The organism is Streptomyces sp. NPDC047869 (genome assembly GCF_040704065.1).
Taxonomy (GTDB): domain Bacteria; phylum Actinomycetota; class Actinomycetes; order Streptomycetales; family Streptomycetaceae; genus Streptomyces.
The window spans coordinates 1-16,876 of the sequence record NZ_JBEYRK010000027.1 but is presented as its reverse complement, the minus strand read 5'-3'; the positions used below and the strand labels follow the sequence as shown (position 1 = coordinate 16,876).

Genomic DNA, 16,876 nt, shown 5'->3' with positions numbered 1-16,876 from the left:
GCCCCTCCTGCGTCACTACGGTTCCCGCGTCACCACGGCTCGACCCCGCCGAACACAACATACCTCGACGCCGATGTATTGCGCTACAAGAATATGCGCGTCTTGATGTACAGCGCCCATGCGGGAGAATGCGGTCATGCTGGAACTCGCCATCCTCGGCTTCCTCTACGACGTCCCGCTGCACGGCTACGTCCTGCGCAGGCACATCGCCGCGCTCACCGGGCACGTGCGGCCCGTGGCCGAGAGCACGCTGTATCCCGCGATCAAGCGGCTGGAGAAGGCGGGACTGCTGGCGCGGACCACCGAGCCCGGCGCCGTGGCCGCGCCGCGTCACGTCCTGACCCTCACCGAAGAGGGCAGGCAGGAGCTGCGCCGCCGGCTGGCCGAGCCCGGACAGCGCGAGATCACCGACGAGAACCACTGGTTCACCGTGCTCGCGTTCCTGCGGCACCTCGACGATCCAGCCGCTCAGGCGACCGTGCTGCGGCGCCGGCTCGCCTTCCTCGAGGAGCCGGCGAGTTTCTTCTACGACGGCGACCGGCCGCTGCGCGCCGAGGAACTGGACGATCCGTTCCGGCGCGGCGTCCTCACCATCGCGCGTGCCACCAGCCGGGCCGAACTCGCCTGGCTGCGCGACACCCTGGCCTCACTCGGGGACGTCGCCCGCTGAGGCGTCCAGGTGGCGCACCGGACAGCCGCCCATCCCCGGAACCGGGCGGGTGCCCAGGTCGGCCGGACGGTAGCCGCCCGGGTAGCTCTTGATCTCCCGGTTCTGCCGGGCGAAGTGCGGTGCGCGGCGGGGCGGGAGCAGGCGGACCAGCCGACCGCGCGCTCGGACCGCGCGGCGCACGAGCGCCGAGGAGACAGGGCCCGGCGGCTCGTAGTGGAAGGCGCGCAGCAGGGGTTCGTCGAGCAGGGCGAGCGTGGCCGTGCGCAGCAGGGGTGCCAGCGGGCGCGGATACCAGGACGCCATCAGGTCGAGCGTGGCGTCGGAGACCCGCCGGGCCTGCTCGTCCCAGTCGAAGTGGGCCCGCTCGTAGGCGTCGAGCAGCGCCTCGAACTCCTCGTAGGTCGCCGGGACACCGGGGATGCCCAGATGCCGGCCGAGGGTGCGGTAGTACTCGGTGGCGGCGACGATCTCGTGCCGGGACAGGCGGCGCCAGCCGTAGGTGTCGATCCAGCGCCGGGGCACCACCACGAACGTGGACAGCACGTACCGCATGTCGTCGTCGCTGATGTCGTAGCTGCGGTGCATCTGGTTGATGCGGCGGATCGCGGTGCGGCCCTCGGGTGCGGCGAAGCCGTGTTCCACCACGGTGTCCAGCAGCAGTGCGGTGTCGTCGTACCGCTTCTGCGCACGCCCGATCAGCTCTCCCGTCCGTGCGAGCAGCCGCCCGATGGAGGGGACGGCGTAGGTGCGGTACAGGGCCAGTTCCAGGGCCCGTGTGTAGTCCCACGGGAATTCGAACGCAGTGCTGAGCCGGTAGATTTCGTGAGCGTCCTTCACCGGGTCCATCCGCTGGATCCGCCTGAGCCGGTCGAAGCGCACCGTCACTGCCCCCTTTTACCGCCGGAGCTTCAACTCTACGTTGAACAGTGCCGGATGAGTGGTCGGTGACGACCCCGTACAGAGGAAGGCGGGTCACGTGTTCGACGCGATGCGCAAGTACGCCTCCAGGTTCCGTACCACCCCGCGCCCGGCGGCGACGGGCGGCCGGGAACGGCGTCCACACAACTTGTTCGAGGCCGCGGCGGCCTATGTGGCGGCCCGTACGGAGGACGACCAGGACGGCATCGACGAGGCGTCCGCCTGGGTGTCGCCGGAGGCGCTGTCCTTCGGGGTGAGCGAACTGGCGTGCCGGGCGGTCATCGCACTGGCCCGGGAACGCGACGAGTCGCCCCGGACGGTCGCCCGCGACCTCCTCGGTCTCCCGGCCGCCTGAGCCGGACCGGGCCGGCCCCGGACCGCGGCCTTCCGCCGGGCGGCCGTTTCGCCCCCGTCCAGGTGGAAACCTGCAGCTCCGCGTGGTGTGTGGAGTCGTGACAAGTACCTTCCACTCGCACTAGGGTGCGCGCCGATGGACGAACCACTGGGAGGGCTGTGATGGCCGGGACGGACGAGCAGGCCGTCGCCGCCGCGGACGAGGCGCTGTATGTGCTCACGGCGGTGCTGCTGACGCCCGCACAGTTCCCGAGCGTGCTGGGCGACGACTATCCGGAGGCCTGCGCGGCACTGGGTCTGGCGCCGCACACCGACGGGTACGGCCTGGTGCTGGGGCAGGACGGTGACGGCGCCCGCTGGACGGTCGCCATCGACGACGTGTCCCTGGTCGCCGTGGCGATCGCTTCCTGGGACTGCGGCATGGAGTACGAGCTGTCGCCGGACGAGAACACCGTCGTGGCCGCTCTGCCGGGCTGGCCGCTGGCGGTCGCCGTGGCCGCGCCGGGGGTGCCCGCACCTCACGATCCCACTCCGGACCCCGCGGACGGGCCCGCGCTGACCCCGCCGGACACCACCTCCTGGGGGCCGGCCCAGCGCCGCCTGGGCGCCGACGAGATCGCGCTTCAGTGGGCGGTCTGGCGGGAGCAGATCGGCGACGGCTACTCGCCCTCCCCCGACGCGCGGCCGGAAGCGGTGGAGTCGCCGGCGGACGACGCCGCGGGCAAACCCAAGTCCGGGCACCAGGGCGTACGGCGCGTACTGGCGGAGGCGCGCGCCTACGTCGACTCGCCGCCGCCGCTCGGCCGGGTCCGCTCCTCGTTCGCCCCGGGCGACGCCCGCACCCTGCGGGCCGACGGCCCCGGCTGGTCGATCGTGGCGCGCACCGACGACATCGCGTTCGTCCTGCTGGACGAGGAGCCGGGTGAGGTACTGCCGGTGGGCCGGGGCCCCGAGCTGCCCGGCCTGCTGGAGGCGCTCGACAAGTTGGCCGTGAGGCCCCTGTGAGCCGGTGGAGCCGCGCCGCGCCCGTAGCGGCGCGGCTCCTCGCCGGACGGATTCCGGCCGGCCGGTGAGCCCCGTCCGCTCGGGCCGGTCACCGGCCTCTCAGCGGCCCAGTTCCTTGCGCGTGACACGACGCAGTCTGCGCCGCTGCGAGGGGTCCAGGGCCAGGTAGGCGGCGACCGGGACTCCCACCACGATGAGGAACGCCACCCACCAGGGCAGCCAGATCAGCAGGAGCAGACCGACCGCCACGCCCCCTGCGGCGATCTTCGCGTTCTTGGACATGAGCGTCGCCTCCTCCGCGGCAGCCCTTGCCGCTCTCTGCCCTGAGAACGGCCGCACGCTTCCCGCGGTTCCGAGGCCCGACCCTGAGACTTCCCCGATACCCGTCCCCTAGTGGCCCACGTCACAGGGCGGTCGTCGGACCGGACCTCCGCGGTGCTGTACCCTCGGCGACTTCGAGTCTCAGTAGTCAAACTTGAGGAGCGCGGGCAGAGTCGTGCAGAGGATCTCCACCGCACCGCCCACCGAACCGTCCGAGCACTCCGAGCCGACCGAGCACCCCGAGCAGTGCGACAAGGCCGAACCGTACGAGCCGTCGGAACTCCCCGACCCGTCCGCCCCGTCCGATCCGCCCGATCCGTCCAAGCTGAACCGCTGCCGCGCGGTCTTCGTCCCGTCCGATCCGCCCCGCACCGGCACCATGGCCTTCTGGCAGCCGGACGGCGACGTTCCACCCACCGTCGCCCGGGGCTCCGTCGCGGAGCTGGACCTGGTGCTGCCCGCGCCGGGCGGTGACGTGCGGCGGGTACGGCTGCCCGCCGCGCTGCTGCCGGTCGGGGCGGCACTCCCGTTGCTCACCCGGCCGGGGCAGGAAGGACGGCACCGAGCCGTCGAGTTCTGGGGCACGGCCGGCCTGCTCGCCCTGCGGTTCCTGGCGCGCGGTCTGCTCCTGCCCGGCCTGTCGCCGGCCGGTCACGACACATGGCGGGTGGGGCCGTTGTCCGCGCGCGATGCCGAGCTGGTCCGTGAACTCGCCGCCGCCATGCCCCCGGAGGCCCACGCCACGCCTCTCGCCGTGGAGGGCCGGCCGCGCCTGCCGGACCCGGAACGTCTGTTGCGCTCCTTCCTGGACGCGGTCGCCGACACCCTCCCCCGCTCCCCCGCCGCCGCGCTCGTGACGGGCGGCGCCGCGTTCGCCGTGCCGGAGCCCCAGCACCTGCCCGGCCTCCGTGCGTGGGCCGACGACATCGCCGCCGGGCACGACACGGGCGTCCGGCTGTCGTTGCGGGTGGAGGCGACCGGCCTCCGCGACGCCGGCGGCGAGGGTCACGCCGCGGTGCGGTTCCGTGCGGTGCTCCAGGTGCACGGCGCGAGCGGGACGGTGGGCGTCGCCGACGCCGCCGGACTCTGGTCCGGCCCGGCGGTCACGCGCGAGGCCTTCGGTCCGCACGCACGCGCGGACACGCTGCTGGCCCTGCGCCGGGCGGTCCGGGCGTGGCCGCCGCTGACTCCGCTGCTTACCACCGCCGTTCCCGATGTGGTGCACCTGGCCGACGACGAGATCGCCGACCTCCTGGGCGAGGGGGCCCGTGCTCTGGCCGCCGCCGGCGTCGACGTGCACTGGCCCAAGGACCTGTCACGCGGGCTGAGCGCGCACGCGTCCGTCGGCCCGGCGGACGGGCCGAGCGAAGCGCGGCCCTCGTTCCTCTCCGCGTACGCCCGGCCGGAGTTCCGGTGGTCGTTCGCGCTGGGCGGGCGCGAGCTGTCGCGGGAGGAACTGGACCTGCTGGCGGAGGCCAAGCGTCCCCTGGTCCGGCTGCGCGACCGCTGGGTGCTCGTCGACCCCCGCGAGGCGGACCGCGCGCGCGGCCGCGAGGATCGCTCCATCACCCCGGTCGAGGCCCTGGCCGCCGCCCTGGCGGGCTCCGCCGAGGCCGACGGCCTCCGGGTCGACGTACGGCCCACGGGGTGGCTGGCGCAGCTCCGGGAGCGGCTCGCCGACCCGGAGGCCTCCGAGCCGGTGGGCGCGCCGCCGGGGCTCGCCGCCACCCTGCGCGACTACCAGCTTCGCGGTCTGGGCTGGCTCGCCCGGACGACGGCCCTCGGCCTGGGTTGCTGCCTGGCCGACGACATGGGGCTGGGGAAGACGGTCACGCTGATCGCGCTCCATCTGCACCGGCAGGCGGACCCCTCGTCGGCCGGTCCCACGCTGGTGGTCTGCCCGGCCTCCCTGCTCGGCAACTGGCAGCGCGAGATCGAACGATTCGCGCCCGGTGTCCCGGTGCGCCGGTTCCACGGGCCGGGGCGCGGTCTCGAAGCCCTGGCGGACGGCGAGTTCGTGCTCACCACGTACGGCACGATGCGGCTGGACGCCGAACGGCTCGCCGAGGTGCCCTGGGGGATGGCCGTCGCCGACGAGGCACAGCACGTGAAGAACCCCTACGCGGCGACCGCGCGCGCCCTGCGCTCCATCGGCGCACGCGCGCGCGTGGCGCTCACCGGGACACCGGTGGAGAACGACCTCACGGAACTGTGGGCGATCCTCGACTGGACCACCCCGGGGCTGCTCGGCCGCCTCGGCGCCTTCCGCGCGCGGTACGCGCGGCCCGTCGAGGCCGGCGGGGACCCCGCCGCGGCGGAGCGGCTGGCACGGCTCGTACGGCCGTTCCTGCTGCGGCGCCGCAAGTCGGACCCGGGCATCGCACCGGAACTGCCGCCGAAGACGGAGACCGACCATCCCGTGGCACTGACGCACGAGCAGACCGGTCTCTACGAGGCGCTCGTCCGCGAGACCCTCGACCTGATCGCGGACGCCGACGACATGGCCCGCCGGGGCCTCATCGTGAAGCTGCTGACCGGTCTGAAGCAGATCTGCAACCACCCGGCGCAGTTCCTCAAGGAGGACCATCCCGCGCTCGTGGGACGCTCCGGCAAGCTGGAGCTGCTGGACGAACTCCTCGACACCATCCTGGCGGAGCGCTCGGGGGTGCTCGTCTTCACGCAGTACGTGCGCATGGCACGTCTGCTCGAACGGCACCTGACGGCCCGTGGGGTCCCCTCGCAGCTCCTGCACGGTGGTACCCCCGTCGCCGAGCGCGAGACGCTGGTACGCCGCTTCCAGGACGGCGAGGTGCCGGTCTTCCTGCTGTCGCTGAAGGCCGCGGGGACGGGCCTGAACCTCACCCGGGCCGATCATGTGGTGCACTACGACCGCTGGTGGAACCCGGCGGTCGAGGCCCAGGCCACCGACCGGGCGTACCGGATCGGGCAGACCCGCCCGGTGCAGGTGCACCGGCTGATCGCCGAGGGGACCGTGGAGGACCGCATCGCGGAGATGCTCGGGCGCAAGCGCGTACTCGCGGACGCCGTGCTGGGCACCGGCGGGGCCGCGCCGGCGGAATTGACGGAGCTGACGGACGCGGAACTCGCCGCGCTGGTGGAACTGCGCGGGGAGGCGCGATGAGCCGTGACGAGCACGGACCCGAGGGCGGCCCGGAGCGCACGTTCGCCGCGTTGCCGCCCGCGCGCGGGCGGGGGTTCGCACGGACCTGGTGGGGCCGCGCCTGGCTGGCGGCGCTGGAGGACGCGGCGCTGGAGGCCGCCGCGGTGAAGGCGGGGCGCCGGCTCGCGCGCGCGGGCGAGGTGGGCGCGCTGACCGTGCGGCCGGGCCGGGTGACCGCCGTCGTCCGGGAGCCGAAGGGCACCGCGCACCGGGCCGACGTCCTGCTGCCCGAGCTGTCCGAGCAGGAGTGGGACCGGTTCGTGGACCTGGCCGTCGAGCAGGCGGGACACCTGGCCGCGCTCCTCGACGGGGACCTGCCGTCGCACCTGATCGAGGACGCGGCGGTCAGGGGGATCGAACTGCTGCCCGGTCTCGGGGAGCTGGAACCCGAGTGCGACTGCGGCGCATGGGACCACTGCGGGCACACCGCCGCCCTGTGCCATCAGGTGGCACGGCTGCTGGACGAGGATCCGTTCGTGCTGCTGCTGATGCGCGGCCGGGGAGAGAGCACGGTCCTGCGGGAACTGCACCAGCGGAGCACCGCGCCCCCGGACGAGCCGGCGGCGCCGGGCGAGCCGTACGAGGCCGAGGGTGTGGACGCCGCGGAGGCGTGGGCGGCCGCGGACATCCTCCCCGCTCTCCCCGCGCTGCCCGCCGTTCCGGCAGCGCCCGGCGGACCACCGTCCTACGACGCCGGGACGGCACCGACGCCGGCGGTGGATCCGGTGGCGCTGCGGTACCTGGCCGGAAGAACGGCACAGGACGCCCACCGGCTGCTGGGGCGGGCCCTCGGCAACGGCGGTCCCGGGGAGCCGGATCACCGGGCGCCGACGGCGGCCGAGGACGTCGTACGGCTCGCCGACGGCACGGTCCCCGATGCCGTGGCCGAGCGGCTCGCCGAGGGATCGGGGCGGGGCCGCGAGGGGCTGGCGACCGCCGTTCGCGCCTGGCGTCTGGGAGGGCCGGCGGCCCTGGCCGTCCTCGATGAGGAGTGGCCGGTCCAGGGCGCGGCGCTCGCACGCGCACGTGCCGCCCTGGACTCGGCCTGGGAGACGGGAGAACGGCCCTCGTTCCGGCCGGAGGGCAACCGGTGGACGGTCCCGGACGAAGGGGTACAGCTGCGCCTCGGGCCGGACGGCCGCTGGTGGCCGTTCCGGACGGAAGGCGGCCACTGGGTTCCGGCGGGAGCCCCGGACCGGAACCCGGCGACCGCGCTGGCCGCCGCACGACCGGCCCCGCAGGCCCCGGTGCCCCGAGGCGCCTGACGGCCGCCATGACCGGCGGGACAGCCCGTCGGCAGCGGATCAAGGCGTCCCCGAACGGGGTTCACCGGCAGGGCCTCAGGGGGCATTCCGAAGCCGCACGGCGGGCCCGGAATGCCCCCGGCGGGATCCGGGCTCAGCCCCGGGCGCCCAGCAGGTGGTCCATGGCCAGCTGGTCGAGCCGCTCGAAGGCCATGCCTCGCGCGGCGGCCGCCTCCACGTCGAAGTCCTCGAAGGCCGCGCGGTCGTCGAGCAGGCCCCGCAGGCCGTCCGCCGCGGTCGGCTGGGCGAGCTCGTCCAGCCGCGAGGCGCGCAGCGCCTCCTGGACCTCCGGATCGGCGCGGAACGCGGCGGCACGCTCCTTCAGGATGAGGTAGTTGCGCATGCAGCCGGCCGCCGACGCCCACACGCCGTCGAGGTCCTCGGTCCGCGGCGGCTTGAAGTCGAAGTGGCGCGGGCCCTCGTAGCCGGCGCTCTCCAGCAGGTCGACGAGCCAGAAGGCGGCCCGCAGGTCACCGGCGCCGAACCGCAGGTCCTGGTCGTACTTGATGCCGGACTGGCCGTTGAGGTCGATGTGGAAGAGCTTGCCCGCCCACAGGGCCTGCGCGATGCCGTGCGGGAAGTTGAGGCCGGCCATCTGCTCGTGGCCCACCTCGGGGTTGACGCCGAACAGCTCGGGGCGCTCCAGGCGCTCGATGAAGGCCAGCGCGTGGCCGACCGTGGGGAGCAGGATGTCGCCGCGCGGCTCGTTGGGCTTGGGCTCGATGGCGAAGCGGAGGTCGTACCCCTGCGCGGTGACGTACTCGCCGAGGAGGTCGAAGGCCTCCTTCATGCGGTCGAGGGCGGCACGGACGTCCTTGGCGGCGCCGGACTCGGCACCCTCGCGGCCACCCCAGGCGACGTACGTCTTCGCGCCAAGTTCGGCGGCGAGGTCGATGTTGCGGATCGTCTTGCGCAGGGCGTAGCGGCGGACGTCGCGGTCGTTGGCGGTGAACGCGCCGTCCTTGAAGACCGGGTGCGTGAAGAGGTTGGTGGTGGCCATCGGCACGGTCATGCCGGTGGCGTCCAAGGCCTGGCGGAAGCGCTTGACGTGGGACTCGCGCTCGCTGTCCGAGGACCCGAAGGGGATCAGGTCGTCGTCGTGGAAGGTCACTCCGTGGGCGCCGAGCTCCGCCAGGCGCCGCACCGTCTCGACCGGGTCGAGGGCACGGCGGGTGGCGTCGCCGAACGGGTCCCTGCCCTGCCAGCCAACGGTCCACAGGCCGAAGGTGAACCTGTCCTCGGGGGTGGGCTGGTAGCTCATGCCGCGGCTCCTTGCTTGATACGACTATTTCGTCATGGCCGTTTACAAATTAGTATGCGCACACACCTCTGGGAAGAGACAAGGTGTGTCCTCGACGGCGGAGAATCCATTCCACCGCCGCCGCGGACGGATGTCCTGCCGGGTCGCAGCACGTCCCGCGGAGCCGCGGAAAGAGGGAGAGCCCGATGTCAGCAGCCGAGGGTCCGCTCGTGGTGGGCGTGGACACCTCCACCCAGTCCACGAAGGCACTGGTCGTCGACTCGGCCACCGGCGAGGTGGTGGCGAGCGGCCAGGCGCCGCACACCGTGTCCTCGGGGGTGGGCCGGGAGAGTGATCCGCGTCAGTGGTGGGACGCGCTGTGCGAGGCGCTGCGCCAGTGCGGCGAGCCGGCGCACGAGGCCGCCGCGGTGTCGATCGGCGGCCAGCAGCACGGCCTGGTCACGCTCGACGAGCGGGGCGAACCGGTGCGCCCCGCACTGCTGTGGAACGACGTCCGCTCGGCGCCGCAGGCCCGCCGGCTCGTGGAGGAGCTGGGCGGTCCGAAGGCGTGGGCAGAGCGGACCGGCAGTGTGCCCGGGGCGTCGTTCACGGTGACGAAGTGGGCCTGGCTGGCCGAGCACGAGCCGGAGGCCGTCCGCGCCACCAGGGCGGTACGGCTCCCCCACGACTACCTCACCGAGCGGCTCACCGGACAGGGCACGACCGACCGCGGCGACGCGTCCGGCACCGGCTGGTGGGCCGCCGGCACGGAGGCGTACGACGAGGAGACGCTGGCCCATGTGGGGCTGGACCCCGCGCTGCTGCCCCGGGTGGTGCGGCCCGGCGAGGTGGCCGGCACCGTGCGCGACGGCCATGACCTGCCGTTCTCCAAGGGCACTCTGGTGGCACCGGGCACCGGTGACAACGCCGCGGCCGCGCTGGGTCTCGGGCTCAGGCCGGGCACGCCGGTGCTGAGCCTCGGCACGTCGGGCACCGTGTACGCGGTGGCCCGGCGCCGCCCCGCCGATCCGACGGGGACGGTGGCCGGCTTCGCGGACGCGCACGGGGACTGGCTGCCGCTGGCGTGCACGCTGAACTGCACCCTCGCCGTGGACCGGGTCGCGGCACTGCTGGGCCTGGACCGCGAGGCCGTGGAGGCCGGCACCTCCGTCACCCTGCTGCCGTACCTGGACGGCGAACGCACCCCGAACCTCCCCCACGCCTCCGGCCTGCTGCACGGACTGCGTCACGACACGACCGCCGGTCAGTTGCTGCAGGCGGCCTACGACGGCGCGGTGCACGCCCTGCTCGGCGCGCTCGAACTGGTCCTGGACGAGGACGCGGACCGCAGTACTCCGCTGCTGCTGATCGGCGGCGGAGCCCGGGGCACCGCCTGGCAGCAGACGGTACGACGGCTGTCGGGACGGCCGGTCCAGATCCCCCGGGCCGGGGAACTGGCCGCCCTGGGGGCCGCCGCACAGGCCGCCGGCCTGCTGACCGGTGAGGATCCCGGCGCGGTGGCACGCCGCTGGGACACGACCGCGGGCCCGGTGCTGGAGGCCGTGGAGCGGGACGAGGCGACGCTGGCGCGGATCAGCGGGGTACTCTCCGACGCGGCCCCGCTGCTGGAGCGGGGAACGGAATCGCACTGAACCCGGGCCCGGCCCCGGGGCGTGGGACCGGTCCGGCCGCAGACACCGAGGATCGACGAAGGGCATGACCGCACCACTGCACGAGGGCCGCTCGCAGGGTCCCGGACGCTCACTGCCGGACACCCAGCAGGGTATGCGCCGGCGCAACCTCGCCCGGGTGATGCACGCCGTCAGCGCGGCGGGCCCACTGTCCCGGGCGGCGGTCGCCTCGCGCATCGGTCTGACCCGGGCGGCGGTGTCGACCCTCGTGGACGAGCTGATCCGCTGGGGGCTGCTGGAGGAACTGGGTCCGGAGCGGCCGGGACGGGTGGGCCGCCCGGGTTCGGCTCTCGCGGTGAGCGGACGCGGACCGGCCGGCATCGGGGCGGAGATCGGCGTCGATCACCTCGCGGTGTGCGCGGTCGACCTGCGCGGCACCGTCCGCGCGCGTGCCGTGCGGTACGGCGCGAACCGGGGCCGGGCCCCGATGCCCGTGCTGGAGGAGCTGACGGAGCTGGTCGGCCGGGTCCTGGCGGAGGCCGAGCGGGAAGGCCTGTGGCCCGCCGGACTCGCGGTCGCCGTACCGGGCCTCGTGGCACGGGACGGCCGCACCGTCGTACGCGCCCCGAACCTCGACTGGCACGAGGTGGACCTCGGTTCCCTGTTGCCCGGCGGGCCGCCGCTGACCGTGGACAACGAGGCCAACTTCGGCGCCCTGGCGGAGCTGTGGCTGGGCGCCGGCGCACCGCGCGACTTCCTGCACGTGTCGGCCGAGATCGGCATCGGCGCCGCGGTGGTCGTGGACGGGCAGTTGCTGCGCGGCACCCGCGGTTTCGCGGGCGAGCTGGGCCATGTGCCCGTCCACCCCGACGGCCCCGCCTGCCCGTGCGGCGGGCGCGGCTGCCTGGAGCAGTACGCCGGCGAGGAGGCGGTGCTGCGCGCGGCCGGCCTCGAGCCGCGCGAGGACCTGGCCGGGCTGCTCGCGGAGCGCGCCGAAGAGGGCGACGAGGCCGTACGCCGGGCCCTGCGGGACGCGGGTACGGCCCTGGGCACAGCCCTGACCGGGGCCGTCAATCTGCTCGACCCCGAGACGGTCGTCCTGGGCGGGGCGCTCGCCGGCCTCTCCCCCTGGCTGCTGCCCTCGCTGGAGGCGGAGTTGACGGGCCGTACGGCCGGACCGGCCTGCCCGGTGTCCGTGTCCACGCTGGGCCCCGAGGGTCCGCTGCTGGGCGCCGCACACTACGTCGTCCGCGCGGTGCTCGACGATCCGGCGACGGTCGCGGAACGGCCCGTGCCGGAACGGGGCTGACGGGCTGACGGGCTGACGGGCTGAGGCGAAACGGCCGGGCCGGGGCACGGTTGCTGCCCGACGTCGGGCCCGGCAATCCGGGTCTGAAGGATCGGTCTGACGGACCGTCCCCCGGCGAACCGGGTCCGACGGACCTACCGGGCGGCCCGACCTCATCCGATCGGGTGGCCAAGTTGTTCACACAACGCTCGCTGTCCACCGATCAGCGGCGCACTCTTCTGCCCAACTCCCCAGCGCCGTACCGTGATTCGCACGAGACACAGCCGCAGGGCCATCCCGCCGGCCCTCGCGGCGGTGCCTCGTGCGACAAGGAACGCACACACATCGAGTGAGGCCGGCCGGCACCCATCGGGAGAGGCACCGACACGCACGGGGAGGGGTGGACGTGGAGTGCGCGCCGAACACCGTGGTGATCGTCGGCCGCCCTCCGGATGCCACCGCCCCTCGGCCCCGGTTGGAGTCAGACACGCGGCCGATCTCGACCGGCTCGGCGCGTCCGCTGGAGGACGCGTTCCGGATGTCGCAGCTTGACCTGGTGCGGTGGCTGGTGCGCGGCACGCCCGCGCGTCCGCGCGAAGCGGTACGTCTCCCTCACCCCTGACTCCGCGTCGGTCACCCACGGCACGGCCCCCATCCCCCCACCCGCTCCCGAAAGGCAGCCGACGATGGACACGAACCGGCCCGGTCTCCAGCTCAGCAGGCGAAGGATCCTGATGGGCGCGGCACTCGCCGCTGTTCCCTCCGTGCTGCTCCCCGACGCCCGCGCGGCTGCGCAGGCGGCCGTGGACTACCCCTCCGCCGAGTGGCAGCCGGCGATCTCCACCAACTACACGGCGTCGAACCGCCCCGGCAGCTACTCCGTCGACCGGGTGATCATCCACGTCACGCAGGAGACGTACAGCGACACGCTGGCCATCTTCCGCAACCCCGACAAGCAGGTGTCCGCCCACTACGTGGTCCGTTCGGCGGACGGCCATGTGGCGCAGTGCGTGCGCGAGGCGAACGTGGCCTGGCACGCGGGCAACTGGGACTACAACACGCGCAGCGTCGGCATCGAGCACGAGGGATGGGTGGACCAGCCGGCCTACTTCACCAACGCCCTCTACGAGCAGTCCGCGAAGCTGACGGCGGCGATCTGCGCCCGCTACGGCATCCCGAAGGACAGACAGCACATCATCGGCCACTACGAGGTGCCGGGCAGCAACCACTCCGATCCCGGACCGCTGTGGGACTGGGTGCGGTACATCAGACTGGTCAATTTCGCCTAGGCAGCTGTCGGACCGGTTGTCCCCACCGACACGGCGAGTGACGATGGTGCGAAGCCGTTTCACCGTCCGGGAGGGTTAGTTGACCGATCCCTGGGTGGCCCTGGAACCGGGGGCCGATCCCGCCGAGCGCGTCCGGGCACTGCGCCGCGCACACGAGACGTTCACCACGGCGGGCACGGTGCCACGCCCGGTGCGCTCGGTGGTGGCCGAGTCCTGGCGGCGCAGCGCGCGGGCCGGTGTGGGGCCGGACGGCACTGCGAACGTGGAGCTGACCGACGGCGATCTCGGCGCCCATCGGGCCGAGCACCCGCTGGCCCGGGTGATGCCGCTGTTCCGGGAGCTGATGGGCTCGTTCGCCGCCGACGGCGAGCATCTGCTGGCGGTGTGCGACGCGCACGGCAGACTGCTGTGGGTCGAGGGGCACCCGGCGACCCGGCGCCTGGCGGACCGCATGAACTTCGTGCCGGGCGCGCTCTGGTCGGAGGCCGCGGTCGGCACCAACGCGCCGGGAACGGCCGTCACGCTGGACCGGCCGGTGCAGGTGTTCGCGGCGGAGCACTTCATACGGCGGGTGCAGCCGTGGACCTGCGCGGCCGCGCCGGTGCACGACCCGCACACCGGGCGGGTCCTCGGTGCCGTCGACATCACCGGGGGCGACGGGCTGGCGCACCCGCACAGTCTGGGCTTCGTGCAGGCGGTGGCCCGCGCCGCCGAGTCGCAGCTCGCGCTGCTGGCGCCGCCCCGGCGCGCCGATGACACGGCCCTGCTCAGCGCGCTGGGCCGGGACGAGGCCGAACTCCGCCTGGGCGGACGGCGGGTCCGCCTCGGCCGCCGGCACAGCGAGATCCTCGTGCTGCTGGCCCGCCATCCCGAGGGGCTGACCGGGGACGAACTGCTCTGCGCACTGTACGAGGGCGAGGCGGTGACCCCCGTGACACTGCGTGCCGAGCTGGCGCGGCTGCGCCGCCTGATCGGGCCGGGCCTGCTCGCTTCACGGCCGTACCGGCTGACGGTGCCGGTGGAGGCCGATGTCACCGTGGTCGAGCGACGGCTGGAGGCGGGCGCGCTGACCGGGGCGGTGGCGGCGTACACCGGTCCGCTGCTGCCGGGTTCGCAGGCCCCGGCGGTCGTACGGCTCAGGCGGCGCCTGGCCGCGGGGATGCGGTCGGCGCTGATCGCCCACCGCGACCCGGACCTGCTCGCCGGCTGGGCGCGCGCCCCGTGGGGTGAGGACGATTTGGAGGTGTGGCGGGCCCTGGCGGCGGTGCGGCCGTCGCCGCCGGTACGGGCGCGGCTCGCCGCGCTGGAGGGCGAACTGGCCCTGCCGGCAGCACCGCCCCGCCGGGTGCCCGTGCAGCCGCCGGGCCGCGGCGCAACGTACTCGCAACGTCCGCACGCCTAGCCTCGCGCCGAGAGCTGCCCAACGGCGGGCAGCGCTTCACCGGGAGGCAGACCAGCATGACCCGTTACGCGGCGCCCGGCTCCGAGGGCGCGATCGTCTCCTACCAGGCGCGCTACGACCACTTCATCGGCGGCGAGTACGTGCCGCCGGTGCGCGGGCAGTACTTCGAGAATCCCTCACCGGTCAACGGGCAGCCGTTCACCGAGATCGCGCGCGGCACCGCGGAGGACGTCGAGCGGGCGCTGGACGCGGCGCACGAGGCCGCACCGGGGTGGGGCCGCACCGCGGTGGCGGAGCGCTCCGACGTCCTGCTGCGGATCGCCGACCGCATGCAGGCGAACCTCGAGGCTCTCGCGGTGGCCGAGAGCTGGGAGAACGGCAAGCCGGTGCGTGAGACGCTGGCGGCGGACATCCCGCTCGCCATCGACCACTTCCGCTACTTCGCGGGCGCCATCCGCGCGCAGGAGGGCTCGCTGAGCCAGATCGACGACGACACGGTGGCGTACCACTTCCACGAACCCCTCGGCGTGGTCGCGCAGATCATCCCGTGGAACTTCCCGATCCTGATGGCCGCCTGGAAGCTCGCGCCGGCGCTCGCCGCGGGCAACGCGGTCGTCCTCAAGCCGGCCGAGCAGACGCCGGCGTCCATCCACTACTGGGTGAGCCTGATCGCCGACCTGCTGCCGCCGGGCGTGCTCAACATCGTCAACGGCTTCGGCGCGGAGGCGGGCAAGCCGCTGGCCTCCAGCCCTCGGGTGGCGAAGGTGGCGTTCACCGGGGAGACCACGACCGGGCGGCTGATCATGCAGTACGCCTCGGAGAACATCAAGCCCGTCACGCTGGAGCTCGGCGGCAAGTCGCCGAACATCTTCTTCGACGACGTCTGGGCGCACGACGACGACTTCCGGGACAAGGCGCTCGAGGGCTTCACGATGTTCGCGCTCAACCAGGGAGAGGTGTGCACCTGCCCTTCCCGGGCGCTCGTCCAGCGTGGCCACTACGCCGAGTTCCTGGAGGCGGCCGTGGCCCGCACCCGGCTGATCAAGCCCGGGCACCCGCTCGACACCGACACGATGATCGGCGCACAGGCCTCCAACGACCAGCTGGAGAAGATCCTCTCCTACCTGGACATCGGCCGGCAGGAGGGCGCCAAGGTCCTCACCGGTGGCGAACGCGTCGAGTACGACGGCGAACTGAAGGGCGGCTACTACGTCCAGCCGACCATCTTCGAGGGCGACAACCGCATGCGGGTCTTCCAGGAGGAGATCTTCGGACCGGTCGTCTCGGTGGCCTCCTTCGACGACTTCGACGACGCCATCAAGATCGCGAACGACACCCTGTACGGACTGGGCGCGGGCGTGTGGACCCGCGACGTCAACACCGCCTACCGCGCGGGCCGCGCGATCCAGGCGGGCCGCGTTTGGACGAACTGCTACCACGCCTACCCGGCGCACGCCGCGTTCGGCGGCTACAAGCAGTCCGGAATCGGCCGCGAGACGCACAGGATGATGCTGGACCACTACCAGCAGACGAAGAACATTCTTTGTTCTTACAGCCCTCAGAAGCTTGGCTTCTTCTAGAGCCTGAAGTCGGGTTACCTGGCGGCATATTTGGGCTCCAGACAACCCGCCCCGGCAGTCCCCTGCTGTAATCGATTGGATTCTCGGCGTTACCGTCTGGTCTCCGAGAGAGGTCCCCGCCGGACCAGTCGCGGACCAAGGACATCACAATGCCGAACCCGGCCGCGAGCTGAACATACGTGTGCCCCACCTAGTGCCGCATCAAGCAACGTTCGCCCTGTCCACGACCTCGCGTAGGCGTTCGTCGGCAGCGTGCTTGTTCCGCCAGATGATGTAGCGGCGGATCATGCTGCCCTGCTCCTTGTGGCTGGCATGATCGGTGCCGTCGAGAGCGAAGTAGCGCAGGGCTGTGAACTGGGCTTCGATGCGGTTGAGCCAGGAGCTGTTGGCCGGCGTGTAGGCGAACTCGACGTTGTTGGCCGCTGCCCAGTCGCCGACCCGGGTGTCCTTCCTTGTGGTCAGGTGCGGGGAGAAGTTGTCGAGCACGATCGCGATGCGGATCTCGGGCGGGTAGAGGCTGCGCAGGTAGCGGCAGAACTCCAAGAATCTGGTCCGGTTCTTCTTCGGCTTGATGTGGCCGTAGAGCTTGTCCCTGCCCAGGTCGTAGGCGGCGAACAGGTGGCGGACCCCGTGTGGTCGTGTGTAGGTCGCCCGGCGTCGGGACCGGGGCCCGCGGCTGGGATCCTTGTGCTT

14 protein-coding genes and 1 pseudogene are annotated in these 16,876 nt (G+C 73.2%); 11 read left to right on the top strand and 4 right to left on the bottom strand.

The window, feature by feature from the left end; all coding sequences use genetic code 11:
• Positions 1-136: 136 nt before the first annotated feature.
• Positions 137-670 (top strand): PadR family transcriptional regulator, encoded by a 534-nt coding sequence (locus tag AB0924_RS28425; RefSeq protein ID WP_358929450.1) that lies wholly within the window; start codon positions 137-139, stop codon positions 668-670.
• Here AB0924_RS28425 and AB0924_RS28420 read toward each other — a convergent pair.
• Positions 647-1,555 (bottom strand): oxygenase MpaB family protein, encoded by a 909-nt coding sequence (locus AB0924_RS28420; protein WP_366912895.1) that lies wholly within the window; start codon positions 1,553-1,555, stop codon positions 647-649. The genes AB0924_RS28425 and AB0924_RS28420 overlap by 24 nt on opposite strands.
• Positions 1,556-1,658: 103 nt before the next feature.
• Here AB0924_RS28420 and AB0924_RS28415 point away from each other — a divergent pair, with 103 nt between their 5' ends.
• Complete coding sequence (locus AB0924_RS28415; protein WP_358929448.1) at positions 1,659-1,943, top strand: hypothetical protein; 285 nt, start codon at positions 1,659-1,661, stop codon at positions 1,941-1,943.
• Between the two features lie 161 nt (positions 1,944-2,104).
• A complete protein-coding gene (locus AB0924_RS28410) occupies positions 2,105-2,947 on the top strand; it encodes a hypothetical protein (protein ID WP_366912894.1) in 843 nt (280 codons plus the stop codon).
• Between the two features lie 99 nt (positions 2,948-3,046).
• Here the strand turns inward: AB0924_RS28410 and AB0924_RS28405 are convergent, their stop codons facing one another.
• Complete coding sequence (locus tag AB0924_RS28405) at positions 3,047-3,229, bottom strand: hypothetical protein (RefSeq protein WP_358929048.1); 183 nt, start codon at positions 3,227-3,229, stop codon at positions 3,047-3,049.
• 214 nt (positions 3,230-3,443) lie between these two features.
• Here AB0924_RS28405 and AB0924_RS28400 point away from each other — a divergent pair, with 214 nt between their 5' ends.
• Together AB0924_RS28400 and AB0924_RS28395 are read left to right on the top strand one after the other, a co-directional pair.
• Entirely contained in the window at positions 3,444-6,410 is a 2,967-nt protein-coding gene (locus AB0924_RS28400; RefSeq protein WP_366912893.1) for a DEAD/DEAH box helicase, read from the top strand.
• Positions 6,407-7,714: an SWF or SNF family helicase gene (locus AB0924_RS28395; RefSeq protein ID WP_366912892.1), complete on the top strand. Its 1,308-nt coding sequence runs from the start codon at positions 6,407-6,409 to the stop codon at positions 7,712-7,714. Before AB0924_RS28400 ends, AB0924_RS28395 begins: the two co-directional genes overlap by 4 nt.
• Before the next feature lie 133 nt (positions 7,715-7,847).
• Here the strand turns inward: AB0924_RS28395 and xylA are convergent, their stop codons facing one another.
• On the bottom strand, positions 7,848-9,014 hold the full coding sequence (gene xylA, locus AB0924_RS28390) for a xylose isomerase (RefSeq protein WP_366912891.1): 1,167 nt from the start codon (positions 9,012-9,014) through the stop codon (positions 7,848-7,850).
• A gap of 185 nt (positions 9,015-9,199) precedes the next feature.
• Between xylA and xylB the strand changes: the two genes are divergently transcribed.
• The 6 genes and pseudogenes from xylB to AB0924_RS28360 all read left to right on the top strand — a co-directional run bounded on the left by xylB (position 9,200) and on the right by AB0924_RS28360 (position 16,183).
• A complete protein-coding gene (gene xylB, locus AB0924_RS28385; RefSeq protein ID WP_366912890.1) occupies positions 9,200-10,645 on the top strand; it encodes a xylulokinase in 1,446 nt (481 codons plus the stop codon).
• A gap of 64 nt (positions 10,646-10,709) precedes the next feature.
• Positions 10,710-11,933 (top strand): ROK family transcriptional regulator, encoded by a 1,224-nt coding sequence (locus AB0924_RS28380; protein ID WP_366912889.1) that lies wholly within the window; start codon positions 10,710-10,712, stop codon positions 11,931-11,933.
• A gap of 376 nt (positions 11,934-12,309) precedes the next feature.
• Positions 12,310-12,486: pseudogene (locus AB0924_RS28375) on the top strand (acetamidase); the annotation flags it as partial.
• A gap of 112 nt (positions 12,487-12,598) precedes the next feature.
• Entirely contained in the window at positions 12,599-13,201 is a 603-nt protein-coding gene (locus AB0924_RS28370; RefSeq protein ID WP_358929038.1) for an N-acetylmuramoyl-L-alanine amidase, read from the top strand.
• Positions 13,202-13,280: 79 nt separating this feature from the next.
• Entirely contained in the window at positions 13,281-14,603 is a 1,323-nt protein-coding gene (locus tag AB0924_RS28365) for a GAF domain-containing protein (protein WP_358929036.1), read from the top strand.
• Between the two features lie 56 nt (positions 14,604-14,659).
• Positions 14,660-16,183 carry an aldehyde dehydrogenase family protein gene (locus tag AB0924_RS28360; protein ID WP_358929034.1) on the top strand — a complete coding sequence of 508 codons (1,524 nt, stop codon included), beginning with the start codon at positions 14,660-14,662 and terminating at the stop codon, positions 16,181-16,183.
• Positions 16,184-16,384: 201 nt separating this feature from the next.
• Here AB0924_RS28360 and AB0924_RS28355 read toward each other — a convergent pair.
• A partial coding sequence (locus tag AB0924_RS28355; RefSeq protein WP_366912886.1) for a transposase occupies positions 16,385-16,876 on the bottom strand: 492 nt, incomplete at its 5' end.

What these genes read in the sequence shown, in the direction of transcription:
- AB0924_RS28410 (WP_366912894.1), top strand. Translation starts at nt 2,105, where the DNA reads ATGGCCGGGACGGACGAGCAGGCCGTCGCCGCCGCGGACGAGGCGCTG.
- AB0924_RS28405 (WP_358929048.1), bottom strand. Translation starts at nt 3,229, where the DNA reads ATGTCCAAGAACGCGAAGATCGCCGCAGGGGGCGTGGCGGTCGGTCTG.
- AB0924_RS28395 (WP_366912892.1), top strand. Translation starts at nt 6,407, where the DNA reads ATGAGCCGTGACGAGCACGGACCCGAGGGCGGCCCGGAGCGCACGTTC.
- AB0924_RS28360 (WP_358929034.1), top strand. Translation starts at nt 14,660, where the DNA reads ATGACCCGTTACGCGGCGCCCGGCTCCGAGGGCGCGATCGTCTCCTAC.
- AB0924_RS28370 (WP_358929038.1), top strand. Translation starts at nt 12,599, where the DNA reads ATGGACACGAACCGGCCCGGTCTCCAGCTCAGCAGGCGAAGGATCCTG.
- AB0924_RS28415 (WP_358929448.1), top strand. Translation starts at nt 1,659, where the DNA reads ATGCGCAAGTACGCCTCCAGGTTCCGTACCACCCCGCGCCCGGCGGCG.
- xylA (WP_366912891.1), bottom strand. Translation starts at nt 9,014, where the DNA reads ATGAGCTACCAGCCCACCCCCGAGGACAGGTTCACCTTCGGCCTGTGG.
- AB0924_RS28380 (WP_366912889.1), top strand. Translation starts at nt 10,710, where the DNA reads ATGACCGCACCACTGCACGAGGGCCGCTCGCAGGGTCCCGGACGCTCA.
- AB0924_RS28425 (WP_358929450.1), top strand. Translation starts at nt 137, where the DNA reads ATGCTGGAACTCGCCATCCTCGGCTTCCTCTACGACGTCCCGCTGCAC.
- xylB (WP_366912890.1), top strand. Translation starts at nt 9,200, where the DNA reads ATGTCAGCAGCCGAGGGTCCGCTCGTGGTGGGCGTGGACACCTCCACC.